The 23598-nt window shown below is 39.0% G+C and carries 17 protein-coding genes; 10 read left to right on the top strand and 7 right to left on the bottom strand.

What is annotated here, in order from left to right:
* Positions 1-247 precede the first annotated feature (247 nt).
* Positions 248-871, bottom strand: coding sequence for a recombination mediator RecR (gene recR / locus ALGA_RS05190; protein WP_096428316.1), 624 nt, complete (start codon positions 869-871; stop codon positions 248-250).
* Positions 872-1011: 140 nt separating this feature from the next.
* Between recR and ALGA_RS05185 the strand changes: the two genes are divergently transcribed.
* Entirely contained in the window at positions 1012-2448 is a 1437-nt protein-coding gene (locus ALGA_RS05185; protein WP_096428315.1) for a sodium:solute symporter, read from the top strand.
* Positions 2449-3593: 1145 nt separating this feature from the next.
* On the opposite strand, the gene ALGA_RS05175 is transcribed toward ALGA_RS05185, so the two are convergent.
* The 5 genes from ALGA_RS05175 to ALGA_RS05155 all read right to left on the bottom strand — a co-directional run bounded on the left by ALGA_RS05175 (position 3594) and on the right by ALGA_RS05155 (position 10960).
* Positions 3594-5201, bottom strand: coding sequence for a TonB-dependent receptor (locus tag ALGA_RS05175; protein ID WP_096428313.1), 1608 nt, complete (start codon positions 5199-5201; stop codon positions 3594-3596).
* 75 nt (positions 5202-5276) lie between these two features.
* Positions 5277-6659 carry a hypothetical protein gene (locus tag ALGA_RS05170; protein WP_145957573.1) on the bottom strand — a complete coding sequence of 461 codons (1383 nt, stop codon included), beginning with the start codon at positions 6657-6659 and terminating at the stop codon, positions 5277-5279.
* A gap of 56 nt (positions 6660-6715) precedes the next feature.
* Complete coding sequence (locus tag ALGA_RS05165; protein ID WP_096428311.1) at positions 6716-8299, bottom strand: cytochrome c3 family protein; 1584 nt, start codon at positions 8297-8299, stop codon at positions 6716-6718.
* A gap of 353 nt (positions 8300-8652) precedes the next feature.
* A complete protein-coding gene (locus ALGA_RS05160; protein WP_096428310.1) occupies positions 8653-9984 on the bottom strand; it encodes an NAD(P)-binding domain-containing protein in 1332 nt (443 codons plus the stop codon).
* A 106-nt stretch (positions 9985-10090) separates the two neighbouring features.
* Entirely contained in the window at positions 10091-10960 is an 870-nt protein-coding gene (locus tag ALGA_RS05155; protein ID WP_096428309.1) for a hypothetical protein, read from the bottom strand.
* 239 nt (positions 10961-11199) lie between these two features.
* On the opposite strand from ALGA_RS05155, the gene ALGA_RS05150 reads away from it, so the two are divergent.
* Genes ALGA_RS05150 through ALGA_RS05130 form a run of 4 tightly spaced genes read left to right on the top strand, consistent with a single transcriptional unit; the run spans position 11200 to position 13550 of the window.
* A complete protein-coding gene (locus ALGA_RS05150) occupies positions 11200-11679 on the top strand; it encodes an FKBP-type peptidyl-prolyl cis-trans isomerase (RefSeq protein WP_096428308.1) in 480 nt (159 codons plus the stop codon).
* A gap of 43 nt (positions 11680-11722) precedes the next feature.
* A complete protein-coding gene (locus ALGA_RS23150; protein ID WP_197705710.1) occupies positions 11723-12565 on the top strand; it encodes an FKBP-type peptidyl-prolyl cis-trans isomerase in 843 nt (280 codons plus the stop codon).
* Between the two features lie 43 nt (positions 12566-12608).
* Positions 12609-13058, top strand: a complete 450-nt coding sequence (locus ALGA_RS05135; RefSeq protein WP_096428307.1) for an FKBP-type peptidyl-prolyl cis-trans isomerase — start codon at positions 12609-12611, stop codon at positions 13056-13058.
* 33 nt (positions 13059-13091) lie between these two features.
* Entirely contained in the window at positions 13092-13550 is a 459-nt protein-coding gene (locus ALGA_RS05130; RefSeq protein ID WP_197705709.1) for a cupin domain-containing protein, read from the top strand.
* 218 nt (positions 13551-13768) lie between these two features.
* Here ALGA_RS05130 and ccsA (ALGA_RS05125) read toward each other — a convergent pair whose 3' ends face one another.
* Positions 13769-16846, bottom strand: a complete 3078-nt coding sequence (gene ccsA, locus ALGA_RS05125) for a cytochrome c biogenesis protein (RefSeq protein WP_096428306.1) — start codon at positions 16844-16846, stop codon at positions 13769-13771.
* A 522-nt stretch (positions 16847-17368) separates the two neighbouring features.
* On the opposite strand from ccsA (ALGA_RS05125), the gene ALGA_RS05120 reads away from it, so the two are divergent.
* The 5 genes from ALGA_RS05120 (at position 17369) to ccsA (ALGA_RS05100) (ending at position 23026) form a co-directional block, all read left to right on the top strand.
* On the top strand, positions 17369-18625 hold the full coding sequence (locus ALGA_RS05120; RefSeq protein ID WP_096428305.1) for an alginate export family protein: 1257 nt from the start codon (positions 17369-17371) through the stop codon (positions 18623-18625).
* A gap of 37 nt (positions 18626-18662) precedes the next feature.
* On the top strand, positions 18663-19262 hold the full coding sequence (gene nrfH, locus ALGA_RS05115) for a cytochrome c nitrite reductase small subunit (RefSeq protein ID WP_096428304.1): 600 nt from the start codon (positions 18663-18665) through the stop codon (positions 19260-19262).
* 19 nt (positions 19263-19281) lie between these two features.
* Positions 19282-20793, top strand: coding sequence for an ammonia-forming cytochrome c nitrite reductase (nrfA, locus tag ALGA_RS05110; RefSeq protein WP_096428303.1), 1512 nt, complete (start codon positions 19282-19284; stop codon positions 20791-20793).
* Between the two features lie 148 nt (positions 20794-20941).
* Positions 20942-22198: a cytochrome c biogenesis protein ResB gene (locus ALGA_RS05105; protein ID WP_096428302.1), complete on the top strand. Its 1257-nt coding sequence runs from the start codon at positions 20942-20944 to the stop codon at positions 22196-22198.
* Between the two features lie 42 nt (positions 22199-22240).
* Positions 22241-23026, top strand: coding sequence for a cytochrome c biogenesis protein CcsA (gene ccsA / locus ALGA_RS05100; protein WP_162845386.1), 786 nt, complete (start codon positions 22241-22243; stop codon positions 23024-23026).
* Positions 23027-23598: the final 572 nt, after the last annotated feature.

Genomic DNA, 23598 nt, shown 5'->3' with positions numbered 1-23598 from the left:
AAGTTTCAAGTATCAAGTATCAAGCAACAAGTAACAAGTAACAAGGAAAAAGTAACAAGTGTCAAGTAACAAGGAAAAAAGTAACAAGTTTCAAGGAAAAAGTATCAAGGTACAAGATTCATGTAACAAGTAACAAGGAAAAAAGTAACAAGTTTAAAGTAAAAAAGGATCAGAAAATCTTTTCCTTTTAGTACGGATCTCCGAAGTTTGCCTAACTGCTAACTGCTAACTGCTAACTGCTCACTGCTTATTGTAAATTATGATTAAATGGAGTTCGGTGTAATATCGATCTTCCCAGTGTGATTTCATCGGTATATTCCAATTCATCTCCAATGGAAACTCCTCTTGCAATTGTTGTTATTGGAACTTCAAATTTGTTCAGTTTTTTGAAGAGGTAAAAATTGGTTGTATCTCCTTCCATGGTAGTGCTCAAGGCTAAAATAATTTCCTTTGCTTTGCCTTCGCTTACTTTCTGAATTAATGGCTCAATTTTCAGATCGCTGGGACCAATTCCATCCATAGGGGAGATAATTCCACCCAAAACATGGTAAATACCATTAAATTGCTGTGTTCTTTCAATTGACATCACATCGCGGATGCTTTCTACCACACAAATGGTTTCATGATCGCGCTTTGGGTTGGCGCAAATGTCGCACAAAGCAGTGTCGGAGATGTTGAAGCAGGAATTGCAATGCTTAATTTCATTGCGCAGTTGTATAATTGAAGAACCAAATAGATTGACATCCTCTTTGGGTTGGTTCAGTAAATGCAAAACAAGACGCAATGCTGTTTTTCTTCCTATACCAGGAAGTTTTGAAAACTCAGCAACAGCATTCTCAAGAAGCTTGGAAGGGAAATTGGTGTAACTCATTTTACGATCGATTCTTTAGTCTACTTCAAAAGTAGCAAAATCCGAGGAAAAAAGACTTGGAATTCTCTTTTCAGCAACAAATGTTGTGGGCAATATGGAATGCTTTCTCTATTTTTGATCTACATTTTAAAATTTAGCCTGTGTCGCCAGTTTCTATTCTGCTTGTTGTAGTTGGGTATTTCTGCCTTTTACTACTCATTTCTTATTTTACGGGTCGAAAGGCCGATAACAAAGGATTCTTTGTTGGCAACAAACAATCGCCATGGTATGTGGTGTCGTTTGGTATGGTAGGAGCTTCGCTTTCCGGCGTTACTTTCATCTCGGTTCCGGGTTGGGTAAAGTCTATCGATTTCACCTATATGCAGATGGTTTTTGGCTACATGCTGGGTTATATTGTTGTGGCAAATATTCTGTTGCCACTTTACTACAAGCTAAATCTTACCTCAATCTATTCCTATTTGGATGGCCGGTTTGGTAAGACTTCGTATAAAACAGGAGCCTCTTTCTTTTTATTATCCCGAACCATTGGTGCTTCTTTTCGATTGTTTCTGATGGCAAATGTTCTGCAAATTACAGTTTTTGATGCTTGGGATGTGCCGTTTTTTGTAACTGTTTTAATTACCATATTGCTGATATGGCTGTACACGTTTAGGGGCGGAATTAAAACAATTGTTTGGACCGATACACTTCAAACTCTCTTCATGCTTTTGGCGGTTGGAGTTAGTATTTACCTGATAATGGATAAGCTAAATATGGATATCTCTGGTTTAGCCAATACCATCAGCAAAAGCGATTATTCAAGAGTTTTTGAGTTTGGAGATTGGAAAAGCACCCAAAACTTCTTTAAACAATTTTTCACAGGAGCTTTTATTACCATCGTAATGACAGGTTTGGATCAGGACATGATGCAGAAAAACCTAAGTTGCAAAAATCTGCGCGAAGCCAAAAAGAACATGTATTGGTATGGCTTTGCTTTTATTCCTGCCAACTTTTTATTTCTGATTTTAGGTGCTTTGTTACTGATTTTTGCTCAGCACGAAGGCATTGCAATTCCTGAAAGAGGAGACGATCTATTTCCAATATTGGCAACACAACATTTAGGACCAGTGGTTAGCTTGTTCTTTTTAATTGGACTGATGGCTGCCGCATATTCAAGTGCCGATTCCGCATTAACATCACTAACAACTTCTTTTACTGTTGATATTTTAGGTGCAGATGAAAATGATGAGGTTCAGACCCGAAAATTAAGATTCCGATCGCACATTTTGTTTTCATTGTTACTGCTCGTAGTTATATTAATCTTCAGAGCCATTAACGACGATTCCGTAATATCTGCTATTTTCACCATTGCTGGATATACTTATGGTCCATTGCTGGGATTATATGCCTTTGGCCTGTTCACCAAACTGCAGGTGAAAGACAAACTAGTGCCTTTTATAGCAATATTAGCTCCAGTTATTTGCTACGCGATTAAAGATATTGCAATGACAAAATTTGGTGTTCCTATTGGATTCGAATTGTTGATGATAAACGGACTCTTAACCTTCGTTGGCTTGTGGTTGATTCGTAAGAAATAATGCCGGCATCTTCCCTTATATAAGGAAGGATTCATTTATTGAGCTGTTTCTCCCTTTTTTAAGGGGAGATGTCCGAAGGACAGAGGGGTGTGGTTTTTGTTTGCCCCAACAAAAGCAGTAAACAATTCTGTTAATTGTAATTTTCACACTGCACCCTTTCGCCTGCCGGCACCTTCCCTTAAAAAGGAAGGATTTATTTGTTGAGGTGTTTCTCCCTTTTTTAAGGGGAGATGTCCGAAGGACAGAGGGGTGTTTTTTTTGTTTGCCCCAACAAAAGCAGGCGACAAATGATTTGATTACTTCCTTATTAATTAAGGCCTTCAGACACAGTTTCGTGAACAATCTAAAATATTTCCTTGCACTTGCAGCCCGCGAGAGCTCCAAAATCTAATTTTCTGGCACTTGCAGCCCGCAAGTGCTTCAAAACCGAATTTCCTTGAACAATGCAGGCCGCGAGAAGCTCAAAATCTAATTTCCTGGCACTTACAGTCCGCAAGTGCTTCAAAACCGGATTTCCTCGCACAATGCAGGTCGCGAGAGCTCCGAAATCCAATTTCTTGGCACTTAGCCCGCAAGTGCTTCAAAATCTAATTTTCTGGTGTAATGCAGTCTGATGTTGAGTTTGTCGAAACATCTTATTTTAATGAATAGATTCTTCGTCCCGATAGTTATCGGGATCAGAATGACAATCGTTTGGTCTTTTCCTTTGTCCCCTGCTTCAGCTGGGGCATTAAAAACACATCTCTTATAAAACCTGACAGGTCTATTTGCATCATGTATATAGACCTGTCAGGTTTCTGTATTAGAAGAGCTGGAGTAAGAAATTTCTAATTTCTTTTGTTTCAAATCGGATTGTAAATCCTAAGCACCTTAGCTGTAAATTGCAAATTTACAGGAGCGAATTGAGGTGAATTGTCTAGCTACCTCATCCTATCCTTCTCCTGAAGGAGAAGAGAAAACAGCTTTGGTTTTTAAACTCCCTCTCCTTCAGGAGAGGGCCGGGGTGAGGTTTAAGAACAAATGATTCGGTCTTATTTCCTTTTGTCCCCTGCTTTAGCTGGGGCATTAAAAACACATCTCTTATAAACCAGACAGGTCTATTTACATCATGTAAATAGACCTGTCTGGTTTGTATTGCACTCAAATTAAAACCTCTTAATCAAATTCAAATATAGCCTTGAGTAATTCTGCGACGATTGAAATGTGCCTTCGTAATTGGCCGAGAAGGAGAGCTTTTTATCGATTCGCCACGATATATTTGCTTCACCAATGTGCTGAATCAATTCGCTATCGTTGAATTTGTATTGATAATTAACATAGCTGTAGTTGATGCCTCCAAATAGTTTGCCCGGAATAATATCTCGGGAAAGTCTTAGTTTGTATATCTGTCCATCTAAATAATGAGTCTGCAAAATGGAGCTTGATAAAGTAGCATTGCTGTTAATTCCCGGAATGTTGCGATAAGAAACAAAGGCATATAAGTTTTTAGAATCTTCCACTTCGCTTTTTCGGGAACGATGACCGATATTTGCCCCCAGCGAAATACGATTCGTTGGGCGGTAGTTTACCCGAAAGCGAATTCCCTGACGTGTTTCATTTTCCAATATCTGAAAAGCCAGACTTTTAAAGGTTTCGTAGTAAACCACGTTCTTGCGCCTATCGAGTGAACCCGAAAGCGATAACTGTTTCGTTACCCGATATCGCAAAGAAAGATACATGCTGGTTAAATCGAAAGTGTTTTTCGAAACTTCTTCTTCCAATTTGTACAGGTCAACTTCAAAAGAGGCAAACAGGAACAAATTCTTCAAAAGAGAATTGCTGTGCTGATAGTAGGCAAATCGTCTGTCGGTATTCGATTTGTATTTTTGTTCGAAGAAGGATACTGTGTTTTGCATGCTTCCCACTTTTGTTTTGATGCTATGCTCCAGATATCCTCCAAACTGCATCAAATCAAAATTGAAAGAATAGTCTTGGTAATCAGGCCTCGAGCCTGCAATAAGTCCCAGCGAGAAATTGCCAAATTTCTTTTCTGCCTGCACACCATCAACGGCGCCAATGTTAGAAACTTTCCGATTAATTTTTCGCCCCAGCCAAATGCTGGTGCTCTCGTTGGCATCGTAACGTATGGCCAGATTGTAAATTTTTAGCGCATTAAAAATATCCGACTTTACTTCATCCCACTCGCCTGAATTGTGCGAAAAGCGAATGTAGGTTTCGGCAGAAATTTTAGAATTGTCGATGTTTTTAGCATTCATCGATAAACTATATCTCATACGGTGATTACTGCCACCCGATGAACTGGACAAGTTGGAGTAGGATGAGGCTGAAATTTTACCCTTGATTTGTTCCTCCCGGTTCAATTCTTGTTTGGTTCTGGGTGCTGGTGTTGTTTTTTCAACAACCTCAATATTATATTCGGAATCTTCAGTCAGAATAATATCTTTTTCGGGTGTTTTTTCATCTGCCGTAAAGGCAATGATTATATCGCCTTTGGCAAGCTTGATGCTTCCAATTGCAATTCCAATTACCGATATGGATGATTTATTATTGACCAGCAACACGGGAACGAAATCAGAATCCTTTTTAATATATAGCGTATCGCCAATGGAAAGTGCTTCGGTATTTGAAAATTTCACATAGGTATTTTGCGAGCTTTGGTAGGAGACTTCACCTTCCAAAAACTTTTCCTGTGCCCTAAGCGAGGGGCTTAGGCAAAGCAAAATAATCACGAGAATTGCTGGTAAAGTTTTCATTTCTATCTCCGTTTAACTCTATTAATTTTCTCTCTCTTATATTCTGATAATCAATTTTATCCTCTTGAATCACTTTTAGTCACTGTCTCCGTTCGGATGACAGGATAAGCAAGAGGTGCTTTGGTACACGTAGTCGTTCACTTCGTTGTGATCATCATCGGTGTCAGCCTGATTGTGTTCATGACAAGTAATGCACGAGAATATGGCGTAATTGCTTGCGTTGGTGTGACAATCGACACATGAATTCCATTCGTTTTGATGCTTTCCGCTGTAAATCGGGAAGTACTGTCCATCGTGATCGAAAGTGGAAGGTTCCCATGCATTTTCGTTATGGCATTCAGTGCATTCCGTTGGAAAATTAGCTGCTTGATGAGCCGGATCGGTTGTTTGATTGTAATCATCGGAATGACAACCGAAACAAGTGTTTGGAGTATCAATATAGCTTCCCTGATGACAGGCAAAACAATCCGTTGCAATGCTGGTATGTGCACCTTGTATCACATAATAATCGTTGTGATTTAAAGCCGCAGGTTCCCAGGCGTCCTGAGAATGACAGGTTTCACAATCGGTAGAGAAACCAGATGTAATGTGTGCCGGATCTGTGGTCTGATTAAAATCTGCCTGATGGCATCCAACGCAGGAATTTGGCGTGTTGGAGTAGGAGCCTTCATGGCAGGCAAAACAATCGCTGGCAATCCTATTGTGCGCTCCCTGTATCACATAGTAATCGTTGTGAGTGTCGAAACTGGCGGGTTTCCAACCCACTTTTGTACTGTGGCACAATTCACAATTTTGTGGCAATCCGGATGAAACATGGTTCGGACTTGTGCTCGAATTGTAATCTGTTTGGTGACATGAAAAACAATCGGTGGAGAGCGATGAGAAATTATTATTTGTGTGACATTGGAAACAATCGCTAATGGCATGACCTTCCGTTAAAGGGAAAAAATCGTGGTTGAAACCGCCGGATGACCATTGGAAAGCACCCATTTCGTGACAATCTTCACAGTTGGTAGAGTAATTTCCTGCAACATGATTGGGTTCGGTTGCCGCCGCATAATCTTGTCGGTGGCAATTGATGCACTCCACCTGCAAAGGCTCGAATTGCGCAAAGTTATTGGAAGTATGGCAATCGAAACAATCGGCTAAGGCATGAGCACCAAAAAGGGGGAAGCTGGTTTGCTGATGAATTTCGGTAATATTGGTCACCAACCACGATTGTGAAGTATGACACTGCGCACAATCGGAACCCAGCGTACTGCTGTGAACATCGGTATGACATTGCATGCATTCATTTTGTGCTTCGGAAAATACCAAATTAGTATGGCACGATTTACAATCAGTTACCTGATGTTGACCTTCGAGCAGGAAGTTTGTTTTCCGATGATCGAAAGTAAAAGTCTTTGGGTTAACCTCCCAGCCTTCCTGAGTATGGCAGGTTTCACAATCCATTTTCATGTTTTCCCCGTGTGGTGATTGGGAAAATACATTGAGCGAAAATGATAAAATCAAGATTATTGATGACAAGTAGCGCATGAGAAATCTTTAAATTTATATTGCGTGTAAAAGCTTTGATTCATTTCCAGAGGCTTATGACATGCCGAACAAGCAGCAGTGGCATGTTTTCCTTCCAGTTTAAAGTCGGTCTTATCATGATTAAAATTGGCGATCTTCCAATCCTCATGATGGTGGCAGTTTAGGCAATCGGTTTTGCCTTCTTTTTCGAATTGCTTCTGATGTTCATCCTTATGGCAACTCAAACATTGATTATTAAATCCACTAAATTTTTGTGTGGCTTCGCCCTGATTGTTCTTGCTGAAATGACAGGCGCGACAGTCTTTTTTACTGTGAGCTCCTTTCAATTTAAAGGCGGTTAAGTTGTGATCAAATTCGATCTCAGTCCATGCATCTTCCTGATGACAAACTGTGCAGTTTTGATTGGGATAAAAACCATCACTAATCAAGTTTTTGTGAATGTTGGTGTGACAATCGACACAGGTTTTACCGATGTTTCGGAATTGCCATTTTTCATTTTGTTGATGACAGGCAAAACATGGAGTGGCCAAATGTGCTCCCCGCAAAGGAAACTCACTTTTGTTGTGCTGATTGATGGTATAACTTGAACCAACAAATCCATTTACGCTATGGCAATCCCTGCAATCTGGCGATGCACCTTTATTGGCGAACTGCCCTTTGTGATAATCCTGATGGCAGTTGGAACAACGGTTGTGTGCAATTGGTGCAGTGTAAGAAGCTTTGTGACAGCTTTTGCAATCTACATTTTGATGTTTGCCGGTTAGTTTGAAATCGGCAATGTTGTGATCGAAATTGCTTAGTGCTGTTACCGTTCTGAATGAGTTAACGGTATGGCAATCGGTACAGTTTGGCCCGAATTTGTTATTGTGAACATCGGTATGGCAGGAAGTGCAGGAATTGAATTTAATGCCTGCGAACTGCTGAAATTTCTTCTTGTTTTTTGTATCCACCTGATGGCATTTTTCGCAGGATACATTTTCATGTTTGCCCAACAAAGGGAATTGGGTGCTTTTATGATTGAATTTTGAAGCAGGCGCAAACTGATTCTGATCATGACAATCATTGCAATTATTCGAAAGCGTTTGCTGATGAACATCTGTGTGGCAAGTCGCACATTTGGGCTCCAATCCCATGTATGTATAATCTTTTTCGGCAATCTTCTTTTCAGCGATGAACTTGCTTTGATGGCATTCTTTACAATTTAGTTTCAGATGCGCTCCCTGCAATTCGTAACCTGTTAAGTCATGCTTAAAGGTGTTTTTGTCGAAGCGAATCATTTCAAATTTTCGCCCGTGATGATCGCTGTGACATTCAACGCATTCTTTCCCCTTAATATCGCTCGATGCATGATAACCTTTATTCGAAACAATTCTTTCTTTGAGTAAAGTATGACAATCCAAACACCTGCTGTTATTTACCTTTTCGCCCAAAATATGACACTTGGTGCAATTCGAAAGTCCTTCTAAGTTGGCATGAGGCTTTGCTAAATCACCCGGCGACAATTGAGCAAGAACAACTTGTGAAACAAGCAAGAGTAATATGAAGAGGGTATGTTTTATCATTTATTCGACTGTTTGACTGTTTCGATTGTTCGACTGTTCGGCTGTTTTGACTGTTCGACCGTTCGACTGTTCGACTGTTTTGACTGTTTCGACTGTTCGACCGTTCGACTGTTTTGACTCTTCGACTGTTCGACTCTTCGACTCTTCGACTGTTTTGACTGTTCGACCGTTCGACTGTTTTGACTCTTCGACTCTTCGACTGTTTTGACTGTTTGACTGTTTCGACTGTTCGACTGTTTTGACTGTTTGACTGTTTCGACTGTTCGACTGTTCGACTGTTTTGACTCTTCGACTGTTCGACTGTTTGACTGTTCGACCGTTTTCGACTCTTCAAGACTCTTCCAGACTTTCCTTCAATGTTTCAACATCGCATCGCCAAATTTCTTGGTGATTTGTATGCCCGAGTTTTTCAGGAATTGAGAGGGTAATTCGCCACCGGCAAAAATGTAAACCAAATCGTTATCAATGGCAATTTTATCTTCCGAATCAGTAATCGAAAGCGTAAGAGAATTTTCCTTTATCAGATCAATATTAGAATTGTAGATTACATCGATACTGCCTTTTGAAATTGCAGTTTTAATTTGCTCACTGTTTTTAGGCTTTAGCCTGTTAAAGGATTCTTTTCGGTACGATAAGCTCACTTTGTTTTGATCTGCTAAAAGCAGAGCCGATTCAATGGCCGAATCGCCACCACCCACCACCAAAATATTCTTGTTGGAGATATTTTCAGGCTCAAGCAATCGGTACGCAACCTTTTCCAGATGTTCCCCGTTTACATTCAGCTTGCGCGGACTACCACGCCGGCCAATGCTAATTAGTACTGTTTGGGAGGTATATTCTTCCCCATTTTTTGTGCGAATACTAAAAAAATCGTGCTTCTTTTCAATTGCATCAACCTTTGTGTTTTCGCTTACGCTGATTTCGTTTTTACCAAGTACATCTTCCCATAATTCGAGCAATTCTGTTTTGCTTGTTTCGTACAACTTTACTTTTCCGTAAAGGGGAAGATCCATAGGGGAGGTCATTACAATTTTCGATCGCGGGAAAGAAAAAACGGTTCCACCAAGGCTATCTTGCTCCAAAGTGATGAACTTCAGTTTGTTTTTCTTTGCCATTAAGGATGCTGATATTCCCGCTGGTCCTGCTCCAACAATAAGTACATCGTATTCGGCTTTGCTATTTTTTTTGATGCTCTTGGTCAGATTCTCGATGGCTTGTCTGCCTTGCTCAACTGCATTTCTTATTAGGCCCATGCCACCCAATTCGCCGGCAATAAAAATGCCTGGTACATTGGTTTCAAAATTCTGATCGACATGAGGCAATTCGAAGCCACGTTTTTCGGTACCAATACACAAACTAATGGCTTGGGTAGGGCAGGCATGAAAACACGCACCATGACCAATGCATTGAGACGCATTAATTACGGTAGCCTTCCCATTTCGGATTCCCAGAATATCTTTCTCCGGACAAACCGTTATGCAAGCACCGCTCTTTATACAGGAATGCTGATCAACTACCGGATGAAGTGATACCGGTTCATACAATCCATCAGCTTTGGCTTGCGTAATTTTTTGCTCAACAATGTTCGATTCTCTTTTTTGCTTTCGGATGTAAATGAACACAACCAACAAACAAAGCAAGAATACGGAGCCGTAAATTATTATTTCCTCAAGTAATAAATTCATTTTTTAAGCTTCTGTTTTAGGACGAGGTATTTATTCTATAATCTGAGGAGCAAATTGCAATCAGAGATGAGATTGTTTATTTTTAATTACTAATTACTTCTAATAATCAGAATATCCACTTGTATCCGAAAATGATTGTAACTGCTACATGAATGAGTAAAATAACCAGCATAACCAGTGCAAATGGCAGATGGGCAACATGCCAGTACTTGAAAAGTTTCTGCATGTAGTTTAATCGATCAATTTTTCGATTTAGTACAATTTCATTAATCACTAAACGCTTAATTTTCTTTCGTTCGGTGCCAGAGAGTTTGTTTCGTTTCAGTTCTGAATCTATTTTTTTATAGGTTTTTCGATCATGATTCATTTTTTTGATCAATCGAAATAGGAGTAATCCCGATGTGTTATTTGAATTTCCAGCCACCGATGCTACAATAATTTGATGGCTTTCCTCATTCAAATTGTACTCTTTCTTCAGCAGTTCTCCTACGTCGGTTTTAGTATCTCTTACTTCTAATAAACTCAATTCCCGACCTTCTATTGTTCTGGGAATTTGAATATATATGAATCGCCCAATAATTCCGCTGATTACAACTGCCACCATACTCCAGAACGAAATGGAGACAATGCCTCCAAATTTAAAGGCTGTATGGAAGAGGATCAGAACAGGTCCTAGCGAGCACAAAAAAATATGAAATTCGAGCCAGTATTTTAGTACGCCAATTCTCGAAAACCGGGCAATTCTCTTGCGAACCATATACAGAAACACACCTGTAATAATCAGTAACGAACCAATAATTCCCAATCCATGCCCGAGCACTCCGCTTGGTCTCAGCAGCTGATGATCGGAATGATAGAATCGTTCTTCAATGTTCAGATGATAGTACGTGAATCCATAATAACTTAGAACTACAATTGCTGCTACTACAATAAGTACAAACAAGACTAAGGACAGAACGTGTATAGATCTCGACATAAGTGCGGTTTTAGATGAATTTACGGCAAATCGTTTGGATTGTTGTCCTTCACCGATAATTTAAAAAGTGTCTACATATAAATAAGGGTGAAGGTGTAGTGGTAAAAAAGAGGTGTGAAACAGTAAGGACATGCCATGGTGTTTCCTAAAAATTGCAATCTTACAAGCACAATTTTGAGATTAGTAAGCAGCATTCCCACTTTTTACTATATTTGTTTTTCTTACTAAAATAGATAGATATGAAGTATAGCTTATTAGCCCTGTGTTTTGCCTTTTTAGTTTCTTGCGATCTCAGCAGCAATATTGATAATAGTGAACCACAAGAGGAGATTGATTACACAGAACAAAACGAGGCAGATATAGCCGCCTATGTTATTGCCAACAATTTAGATGCAAGCCGAAGCGAGTCTGGTTTGTATTACGTTATTGATGAACTGGGAACGGGAGAACAGCCAAACGGAACTTCTAATGTAACAGTGGCCTATAAAGGTTATTATTTGAATGGAACAGTTTTCGATGAAAGTGGCACAAATGGTGTTTCTTTTGGTTTGGATCGGGTAATCGAAGGTTGGACTGAAGGTATCGCCTTTTTTAAAGAAGGTGGTAATGGAATACTTTTAGTTCCAGCTCATTTGGGCTACGGTAATTACGACTATTCAACGATACCTGGTGGTTCTGTTCTTATTTTTGATATTAATTTGATCTCGATTAATGAGTAGTTCTTATTTGAAAAAGTAGATCTTACCATAAATATTAAATAAAATGAAGTATAGCTTATTAGCCATCGTATTTGCCTTTTTGGTTTCATGTTCGAGTTCGGATGATGAAAAAGATTATAGGGTAGAGAATGAAGCAGAGATTGTTGCTTATGTGGCGGAACATGGTTTAAATGCAACAAGAAGTAATTCTGGTTTGTATTATGTAATCGAAGAAGAAGGTGCTGGAGCACAAGTAACAAGTACATCTGATGTTGCCGTTACCTACAAAGGGACTTATACCAACGGTACAGTTTTAGATGATAGCAAAGGAGAATTGGTTTCGTTTAATTTGCAGGGAGTAATTGCAGGCTGGTCAGAAGGACTTAGTTATTTTAAAGAAGGAGGAAAAGGAACGTTGTTAATTCCTTCTTATTTAGGATATGGTAGCAAAGATAGCAATGGAGTTCCTGGTGGATCTGTTCTTGTTTTTGAGATTACTGTGTTTTCTGATGAGATGATTGCAGATAGAAACCAAGCAGAAATTGCAACTTATTTAGAAGATAAAGATTTGACTGCAGCAAGAACGGATTCTGGTTTGTATTACATTATTGAGGAGGAAGGAACTGGAGAATTTCCAACAGAAACATCTACTGTTACTGTTTCTTACATAGGTTCATTTCTTGATGATACCGTTTTTACTGAAAGCAGTGTTAGTGGTCGTCAATATGATCTTGCAGAGGTAATAAAAGGTTGGACCGAGGGAATTCCTTATTTTAAAGCAGGCGGTGAAGGGAAATTAATTATACCAGCTCATTTGGCTTATGGGAGTTATAGTGATATTTACTATGGTATTCCAAGTGGTTCAGTTCTTATTTATGAAGTGAAGCTAATTTCAATTGATGAATAGGTTTTCAATATTACGCTAAGCCATAAATTAAATTTTAGAAAAAATGAAGTATAGCTTATTAGCCATCGCATTTGCCTTTTTGGTTTCATGCTCAAGTGGTCCTGAGAAAGATTTTTCGCTTATAAACGAGAAGCAGATTACGGATTATATAAAGGCAAATAAACTGGAAGCAACAAAGTGTGAGTCTGGTTTATATTATGCGATTGATGAGGCCGGAGAAGGAGTAAAACCTACCAGTGCATCAACTGTTCAGGTTGCCTATAAAGGATATTATTTAGATGGGGAAGTTTTTGACGAGAGTAGTGAGAGAGGTATTTCATTTCCATTGAAGGGAGTTATAAAAGGATGGACCGAAGGAATCACTTATTTTAAAGAAGGTGGAAAAGGAACGCTTTTGGTTCCTGCCCATTTAGGATATGGAAATTATGATACCAGAGGCATTCCTGGAGGTTCTGTTTTAATTTTCGATATTCATTTGATTTCTGTAAACTGACAGCGGTCGTAAACTCCATTAGATAGTATGATGATGAAAGACGCAAATAAAGTCTTGGAAGCCGATGAGGTAATTGATATTGTATCGAAGTACATCGATCTTTCGGTAATACCATTTGGTCAGGATAAAAGATCAGTTGTACGAGTAGATCCTCGTCAGCCAATGTATGGCGGTGAGGGGATCGTTTACCTCTTGCAAATGTTCGATGCAGGTGAGTTGATCAATAACAGGATTGGTTGCTTCATGGTTTTTTTGAACAAGCACGATCAGGCCGGATTTCACGATCATGGCCCAAGAGGAGAAGAAGAGGTTTATGTGGTGATGCATGGTGAAGGTAATTATTCCGATAAGGCTGGTGTTGATGGAGAAATAAGAACGACCAAAATCACGAAAGGAAATATCACGGCAGTGAGCAAGGAGGGATTTCATTCGTTGCAAAATACCACCGACGAGCCACTCATCATTTTTGTGATTACAACGAATAAAGCATAAATACAAGCTTGAAAAAGACAAAGCGGGAATCTGAAAAGATTCCCGCTTTTTTTTTGTTTTCTACACCTTTTAAGGGGTGATGTCCACAGGACAGAGGGGTGAGTAGCTTATTTTACGGATATATATTGATTATTGTCTCAGGTATTAATCCCTAGGAAATGGCATAAAAAAAGAGCCTCACGCAAGTGAAGCTCTTTAAACTTTGATATGTGTTTTTCTTATGCCTCCACCTCTTCAGGTTCAGGCTCAGGATTGTGCTTTTTATAGTTGTAGTAAGCAGTGAAGCTAAGTGCCAGAACAATTGCAACCGAGTAATACACCCAGGTTGGAACCGGAACAGGATCTCCTTTTGCGTATGAATGCATACCAGCCAAATAGTAGTTTACACCAAAATAGGTCATTAAGATTGAGCTGTAGCCCCAAATTGAAGCAATATTAAAGGAGTAAACCGATTTTAAGCCGGGAATAAAACGCATGTGCAGTATAAAGCTATATACCAAAACGCTTACCAGTGCCCAAGTCTCTTTTGGATCCCAACCCCAATAACGTCCCCACGATTCGTTGGCCCAAATACCACCCAGAAAAGTTCCGATGGTAAGGAAATACAAACCAATGGTCATGGTCATTTCACTAATACGAGTAAGATCTGTGACAGTGCTCTTAATTCTATCGATGTTATTCTTGTTTTGTAAATTGAATAGAAAGAGGTTAATCATTCCTAAAATCGCCGCCAGGGCAAGAAATCCGTAGCTGGCAGTAATAATGGCCACGTGAATGGTTAGCCAGTACGATTTAAGCACCGGAACCAAGTTGGTAACCTCTGGACTCATCCAGCTTAAGTGTGCTACAAAAAGAGTTAAACCTGCAAGAACAGATGTTGCCGCTAAGGCAAAATCCGATTTCTTTACAAATATGAATCCTGAAAGCAAACAAGCCCAGGCTACATAGGTCATCGATTCAAATCCATTACTCCAGGGTGCATGACCGGAAATGTACCATCTGGCAGCTAATCCGGAGGTATGCAGAATAAAGCCAATTCCTAATATCAGCATGGCTGCACGCATAATCCACTTCACCGAGAATTTAGGATTGATAATCTGGATGACCAGAAACACGATTAAAAAGAAACCAATTAGTAAATAGTATGGGAATAACCTTTTAAAAATGTTGGTGTTGTTGTATAGAATCTCAACTTTTTGCTTGGTTGGAGATGGAATCACATTTTGTCCAAATCGGTTTTGATAAGTCTTAATTCCCGAAATGTAACTATCTGCATTTGCAAAATCGCCGTTGTTTAATGCTTGTCCTAGCAAGAGGATTGACTTTTTTACAAACAAAGAATCATCGCCGGTAATAGCTAGTTCCGCAGTTGGATTGTACCAGGCATGCATGTCGTCGTTCGGATCAGGGAATATTTTTAAAAATTCACCTGTAAACACCATATAGCTAATGTTAACCCTTTCGTCAACCGAAATTATTTCCTTGTCGTAACCTGTACGTTGTGATGGTTTTCTTGAGTAAGCATCCTGTACTTTCTTTGAAAGCTTGTATTGACCTTGTGCGTCTAAAAAGTGTCTAAACGATCCATACTTACCTGAAATACCAAGTTCTTTCGCCAATTCAGAATTTCCAACCTTAATCATATCAACAGTTTGCCACTGCTGAGGATTTACAATCATGCTTAGAAAAACTTGATCGGCAGGATATCCTTGAAATTTATTCTTCTTGGTGATTTTTCGAATCACTTCGCTTGACATGGTGTTTATGGGTTCGAAACGACCTCCATTATCCTGCACCAACAGTTTCCCAAAATCTTGCGATTGCTTTAGGGGTACAATTGGCAGCACCTGATTTTGTGCCGAAGCGGGTAGTAAACTTCCAAGAATAAGGAAAGCTGAAAGTACTACTGTTTTCAAACTTTTCGATTTATTCCCTAGTGCTTTAAAGCGGGTAGCCGGACTAATCAGTGACCATGCCATTCCCAGCATCAAAACAAAATAACCAAAGTAGGTAATCAGCATTCCCCAAAGGTCATGATTTACCGAAAGAACGGTTCCTTTTTCATCGGTATCGTATGATGCCTGGAAGAATCTGAAGCCTTCGTGTTTTAGTATGTTATTCATGTAGATGCGGTGATCTTGTTCAATGCCTTTTTCATTATCCACAAGAGTTACTTCACTTGCAAATGATGATGGACTGTTTGAACCAGGATATCGATCTAAGATGAATTTATTTAGTTTTAAAGAAAAAGGGAGTTCCATGGTTTTGGGACCGTAAGCTACGGTAACATTAATGCCATTAATCATCAAATTGCTTGGCGTACCAACATAATTACTGGCCCCTTTTACAATCAGATCTTTTTGCTCATTTCCGCTTTTCACATCAAATACCAATACCGTAGGAGCATTTTTATCTTCACCTTGTATGTATTTGTATTTCGCAGCAGGGAAAAAGTTTTTGATTACAATTTTAGATCCTTTTAAATCGTATAGTTTTTTCGGGGATACAACATGCCATTTGTTGGCCGTCATAGGAATTGGATCTCCACCCATCATGTTCACTTCTGAAAATTCAAATGGGCTGATCATTCTCAAACTATCCGAGTAATCGAAAACAATAGAATTTGCATTGGGATTACCTCCAAATGCTAAAAGATTACCACCTATGTTTTTTTGCTCATTATAGCCTAGAGTAAAATCCTGAATTCCCGCCATACCGGCATTACCAACTGAAACCATCTCCATAATCGGCGCACCGTTCATGTCTTGTGAAATGGTTGACTGAGCATTGGGAATCATTGTTTTAAGTGTTACCTCAACATTTTTATTGTTGATATTCAAATCATCACTATACTTGGTTGTTTTTACTGATGATACAGTGATTTTCTCACTGGTTTGGCTGATCTTGCCATTCGCTTGCGCCTGAACATCGATGTAAGAACTCGATGTGGTAATCTGATTGGTCGTTTGTCCTTCACGAATGTGCATATTGCCTTCATAACCAATATATCGTGTTACACCAGCACCAACAAAAATGATAATAAACGCTGCGTGAAACAGTAATATTGACCACTTATCTCTTTTGTAGAGCTTGTATCGGAAAATATTCACAACCAAATTAATGGTTAGTAAAAGCAACATTAACTCAAACCACCAGGCATCATAAACCAAGGCATGGGCGGCAGGAGTTCCAAAATCATTTTCGATAAAGGTTGCTGTTCCAATTGAAAAAGCAAATAAAATGATGAGAACTCCCATCATTTGCATAGAGAATAGGAAATTCAGAAACTTATTCATTGTTGTGATATTTTATTTCGGTTAAGGAATTTAAGTGCTATTCGGAATAAAGCCTTATGTTTCGTCAGTTTCCGAATATGGGAGTTCAAGATACGCTTTTCTTTATAAATTCAAAACACTGCAATTTGGCTTGTTAAGCACATTTTATGAGGCTTTTTCATGTGAATCATGTAACTTGTTGTGAGTAAGATGATCTCTTTACGAGATTCTGATATTTGTCTGCATTATAGAAGATAAATGTCTGTAATACTTGTCAGTTAATTCTTTGGATGTTTCCATGTGTGCCTTATGTTTATTAAGATTAAAAATAAATTACTTTCATGCTATACTTGTCCTTATGGATATGAATAGCTTGAATATCAAGAATATTAAAAGATAAAAAGATATTAAAATTTAAATATAATAAATTTAAATAGTCTTTTCATATTGAAATAAAGCTTTAATCTACTTAGTATTGCATTCTAATCTATATAATTACTGTGGTGAAACACAGTTGTTTGAATTCCTAATCTAACCTAAACTATGAAAAAACCATTTCGCTTATTCTTAATCCTGTTTCTGGGATTAGTGCCTATGATTTCAATGGCACAGTTGACTTTCAAAGGAGAACTTCGTCCACGTACTGAGTATCGTCACGGCTTAAAGACATTATTTAATTCTACTGATGATGCTGCTTTATTTACCTCTCAGCGTACGCGTCTTAATTTAAACTACGATGATGCGAAATTTCGTGTTGGATTGTCGGTGCAGGATGTGAGAGTTTGGGGAGATGTTGCACAGTTGAACATGTCTGATGAAAATCAATTGATGCTTCACGAAGCTTGGGGAGAGATCTTATTCAATGAGAGTTTGTCTTTAAAAGTAGGTCGTCAGGAATTGGTTTATGATGACTCAAGAATTTTAGGCAATGTAGGTTGGGCGCAACAGGCCAGAAGTCACGATTTGGCTTTGTTAAAGTTGAAAACAGATGAAAATGGTCAGTTCCATGTTGGTTTGGCTGTTAATAACGATTCAGAAGATCTTAAAAGAACATTATATACTAGAAATTATAAGAACATGCAGTTTGCATGGTACAACCGTAAAAGTGATCAGTTCGATTTCAGCTTGTTGTTTATGAATGTTGGTATGCAAACAGATGTAAGTACTACCGAGCTTGATTTGGAGACAAGATATAACCAAACTTTCGGTACAATCATGAATTATCGTCCGGGTAAAATTTCTTTCACAGGTTCAGTGTATGCCCAAACAGGAGAACATGTTTCTGGTAAGGATTTAAGTGCTCACATGTTTAACTTGGGAATGAATTTCCCTATTGGTGCTGGTTGGAAAGGGAATGTTGGCGTTGAAGTTCTTTCGGGAACAGATTCTGATGAAACTGATGATTATAACTCATTTACTCCATTATTCGGAACCAATCATAAATTCAACGGTCACATGGATTATTTCTATGTTGGAAACCATGTTGGGAATGTTGGACTTCAGGATATTTATGGTGGTGTAAACTATGGAAAAGACAAGTTCTCTTTTGCTACTGCTGTTCACTTATTCTCTTCACAGGCTGATTTGTATAGTGGATCTGAGAAGCAAGATAAGTATTTAGGTACTGAGGTTGATCTTTCTGTTGGTTACAAATATTCAGATAATGTAGTATTTAAAGCAGGTTACTCTCATCTGTTTGCTGCCGATTCAATGCAGGCATTAAAAGGGGGCGACAAAGATGAAACTCAGAACTGGGGATGGGTAATGATTGTTTTTACTCCTGATTTCTTAAAAAAATAATGCCAAAAGCAAACCCAATATTTCTAAACTTTTGCTAATGAGAAAACTATTCAAATTTCTAACACCGCCTCCACAATGGAAACTACCGGTTTTGGTGTCTCTGGGAATATTTGTCGGACTTGGCTTTTATGTGCTCTACCTTTCAAAGGCAGCATCATACTTGTCCGACAAGCCTGAGACTTGCGTGAATTGCCATGTTATGGCTCCGCAATTTGCCACATACCAGCACAGTTCCCATCGCGAAGTTGCTACTTGTAACGATTGTCATGTTCCGCATAACAATGTATTTAACAAGTACTTTTTTAAGGCAAAAGATGGCTTGCGTCATGCAAGTATGTTTGCCCTGCGAATGGAACCGGAAGTAATTTTTATTTTGGAGGAAGGCAAGAAGGTGGTTCATAAGAATTGCATTCGTTGCCACAGTCAAACGCTTACTGATCCCAAACTAGCCGCACTGGTGCCAAATCATGGCCACAACACACAAGATCGTGTCTGTTGGGAATGTCACCGAGAGGTTCCTCACGGTCGGGTAAATAGTCTGTCTAGTGTTCCAAATGCTAGAGTGCCACTGCCTCAAAGTCCGGTGCCGGATTGGTTGCAAGAATATATGAAAGAATCAAAATTAAAAAACAAATAAAACCTAAAACCTAAAGCATATGAAACCAATACAAGAATCTATAGGCAAAAAACCAATGTTGGGATGGGCGATCTTCCTGGTTACATTGGTGGTTGTATTCCTGCTTGGATTGCTAGCTTCATCAATAATGGAACGTAGAGCAGAATCAGTATTTGCTTATACTCCACAAGTAAAGCACGATCAGTGGGAGCCACGTAACGAAGTTTGGGGACAAAATTTCCCAAGAGAATTCGAAACCTATTACGAAACAGCAGATACTACTTTCCGCAGTAAATATAATGGTAGTGCAATGATTGATATGTTAGATGTTGATCCTAGATTAGTGGTTCTTTGGGCTGGTTACGGCTTTTCAAAAGAATACAATCAAGGGCGTGGTCACTACTATGCAATTGATGATGTGAGAAATATTTTACGCACCGGCGGACCTACAGATGAAAATGATGGTCCTATGCCAGCAACTTGTTGGACTTGTAAAGGTCCGGATGTACCACGTTTGATGAACGAAATTGGTGTTGCCGAATTCTACAAAGGAAAATGGGCAGGAAAAGGATCCGAAATTGTAAATCCTATTGGATGTGCAGATTGTCACGATGCAGAAACTATGAATCTAAGAATTTCCCGTCCAGCTTTAATCGAAGCTTTTGAGCGTCAGGGAAAAGATATTAGCAAAGCAACTCATCAGGAAATGCGTTCTTTAGTATGTGCTCAGTGTCATGTTGAGTATTACTTCGATAAGAAACGTGTTGAAGGAGCTAATTATCTAACTTTACCTTGGGATAAAGGTACTAGTGTAGAGGCAATGGAAGAGTATTACGATGAGATCGAGTTTAGTGATTGGACTCATAAATTGAGTAAAGCGCCTATGTTGAAAGCTCAGCATCCGGGCTATGAAATTTATTCGAAAGGGATTCACGCCGATCGTGGTGTTTCTTGTGCTGATTGTCACATGCCGTACAAATCAGAAGGTGGACAGAAATTTACTGATCACCACATTCAATCTCCATTGAATAACGTATCTAATTCTTGTCAGGTTTGTCACCGCGAGGAGACTGATAAATTGATTCAGAACGTATATACCCGTCAGGATCAGATTATCGGAAATCGCGATAAATTAGAAGAATTACTAGTGCGTGCTCACGTTGAAGCTGCAAAAGCCTGGGATTTGGGTGCTACTGAAGCGGAAATGAAGTCTGTACTGATGGATATTCGTCATGGACAATGGCGTTGGGATTATGCTGCGGCTTCTCATGGTGGATCTTTCCATGCACCAACAGAAATCGGACGTGTAATTTCTACTGGTATCGTTCGTGCTCAAGAGGCAAGAATTTCATTGGCAAGAATTTTCGCCAAATACGGATTTAACGAAGAGGTTTCTTACCCGGATATTGCTACTAAAGCAAAAGCTCAGAAATTTATTGGTCTTGATATTGATAAATTAAACAAGGAGAAAGCAGAATTTAAGAAAAATCTTATTCCTGAGTGGGAGAAAAAAGCGAAAGAACGCGAAAGTACCTATGAAGTAAAAATGTAGACTCAATTTTTGAGTATAAATAGATTTTTTATTGAATGTGCCGTCCTGTATGGGCGGCATATTTTTTTATATTTAAACTGTCGATGTGCTTTTATCGGATTCAAATTCCTAAGACTTCACACTATTTACTAAATCATCTTAAATCAATATGACTAAAAATACAAAAACCTTATGGCAATCACCTTGGGGATATTCCGAGAGTTTTTTGTTGGCTTTTGGCTTGCTCCTTATCGGATTTGCTCTGGAATTTACTGTTGGCAGTGCTTCTTTTGGTTCACTCGTATTTCCTCAAAATTTGATTCTTGGAAGTGTTTATATTTTATTGATTGCGATGGTGTATGTACTGATCAGGAAGAAAGCAATATTCAAATTCCTTTCGGGGATTCCTGCTTCCATAGGTGCCATAGCTGCTCTAAGCTTTTTGGTTGTTATCATGGGTGTAACCTCTCAAACGCCAATGGAAAACAGAGAATTAGTGAGCAGACTTGGCTTGAATCGATTGACAAGTTCGATACCGTTTTTGATCATTAATTTTTATCTGCTCTTTGTTTTGGGAATGGTGGTCATTCAAAAACTATTTCCTTTGAAATTGAAAAACTGGGGGTTTATATGCAGTCATTTGGGATTGTGGATTACCGTTTTTGCTGCAGGATTAGGCTCGGGAGATCTTCAGAGGCTTCGAATGGATTTGAATGAAAATCAAATTGAAGGAAGAGCTTACGATGATAAAGGAAACTACATGGACTTGCCATTGGCTATAAAACTGAACGATTTTAAAATTGAAGAATTTCACCCCAAATTAGCTGTGATTGACAACACAACGGGATCACTTTACGAAGCGAGTAAACCATCTCTGATCATGATCGAGGATGGTTTAAAATGTAAGCTTCACGATTGGGAAATTATTGTTGATGAGTTTTTTGTGACATCGGGGCGGGCAGGAGACAGGTACTATTTTCTGGTTGATTTGGGAGCTGCACCAGCTGCAAAGGTGAGAGTGATTACCCCAGCTAAAGATACCATTTCAGGATGGATCAGTTGCGGTAGCTTTAATCGACCTCATGAATCTTTAAAAATTGATGAACGATTTTCAGTGCTGATGACTGTACCCGAACCTAAAAAGTTTTCATCAGAGGTCAGCATTTATACGCCCGATGGACAAAAGCAAGAACAAACTTTGGAAGTGAATAAACCTTTCACTGTTAACGGCTGGAAAATATATCAATTAAGCTACGATGAGAAGATGGGGATTTACTCTACCAAAAGCATTGTGGAAGTGGTAAAAGATCCATGGCAAATATTTGTCTACATCGGTGTTTTTATGATGATGATTGGTTCGGTATATATGTTTTGGCGGGGCAATAAAGTGAAAAATGAGGAAACGCTTACCGGTGTTTCAAATTAAAATGAGCAGGTTTTTTAATTGTTGTATTTAAAGTTTTGACCCATGATATGGAATCATTTTTTATTGGCGGCAGGAGTTAGCGCAAGTACTTGGTTGCTGGCTGCTTTTATTCCCAAACGCGAACTAATTAGAAACGGATTGGTGCTGTTGGGAATTGCAAGCATTGCCATTTTTATTGGCTTTTTATGGATTAGTTTGGAGCGGCCTCCAATGCGAACATTAGGCGAAACCCGTTTGTGGTATGCATTTTTTTTGCCAGTAATTGGCTTTATAACCTATTGGCGCTGGCGTTACAACTGGATGTTGTATTACAGTCTGGCTTTATCATTGCTCTTTCTTTTTATCAACTACATACATCCCGAAAATTTCTCTAAAACCTTAATGCCTGCATTGCAGAGTCCGTGGTTTGTGCCACATGTAGTAGTCTATATTTTTGCCTATGCATTTTTGGCTGCATCTTCCTTGGTAGCCATGCGGGGCTTGTATCAGGAATACAAAGGACAGCTGCAGCCTAAAATTATGCTGATGGCAGATAATCTGGTATATCTAGGCTTTGCTTTTCTAACGCTGGGATTGCTTTTCGGAGCTTTGTGGGCAAAAGAAGCTTGGGGACACTATTGGACATGGGATCCGAAAGAAACGTGGGCATTCATCACCTGGCTGGGTTATTTGGTCTACATTCATCGTCGACTCCATATGCCATCAAAATTTAAATCTTCTTTATGGATTCTTGCTTTGGCTTTCGTACTGTTATTGATCTGCTGGTTTGGAGTTAACTACCTTCCATCAGCACAATTCAGTGTTCATACTTACAGTCAGCAAGCTTAATTGGGTCGGCAATTTGTGAATTGTCTCGGATCCGCAGATCTCATTGGGAAATAGAACTGACCGCTTTTCCTTATTCAAGCCTGAATACATTCATAGATGCTTACACTCTTCGGCATTGTGCCTTTCAGTACCAATGCGAGTACTTCCTCTTCGGCAATGATCGATTTGATGGCAAATTTGGGTGTTTCTGATGTGAAATGGGCGATTTGAAGATAAATGTGATCAAATTCTCTTCGGCATTGTGCATTTGAATATCAATGCGAGTAATTTCTCTTCGGCAATGATCGATTTGATGTCAAATTTGGGTGTTTCTGATGTGAAATGGGCGATTTGAAGATAAATGTGATCAAATTCTCTTCGGCATTGTGCATTTGAATATCAATGTGAGTAATTCCTCTTCGGCAATGATTGATTTGATGGTAAATTTGCGCGTTTCTGATATGAAATGGGCGATTTGAAGATAAATGTGATCAAATTCTCTTCGGCATTGTGCATTTGAATATCAATGTGATCAATTTCTCTTCGGCAATGATCGATTTGATGTCAAATTTGGGTGTTTCTGATGTGAAATG

Origin of the sequence: Labilibaculum antarcticum (genome assembly GCF_002356295.1) — a bacterium.
In the GTDB taxonomy this organism is placed as follows: domain Bacteria; phylum Bacteroidota; class Bacteroidia; order Bacteroidales; family Marinifilaceae; genus Labilibaculum; species Labilibaculum antarcticum.
This window is presented reverse-complemented; position numbering and strand designations above follow the sequence as displayed.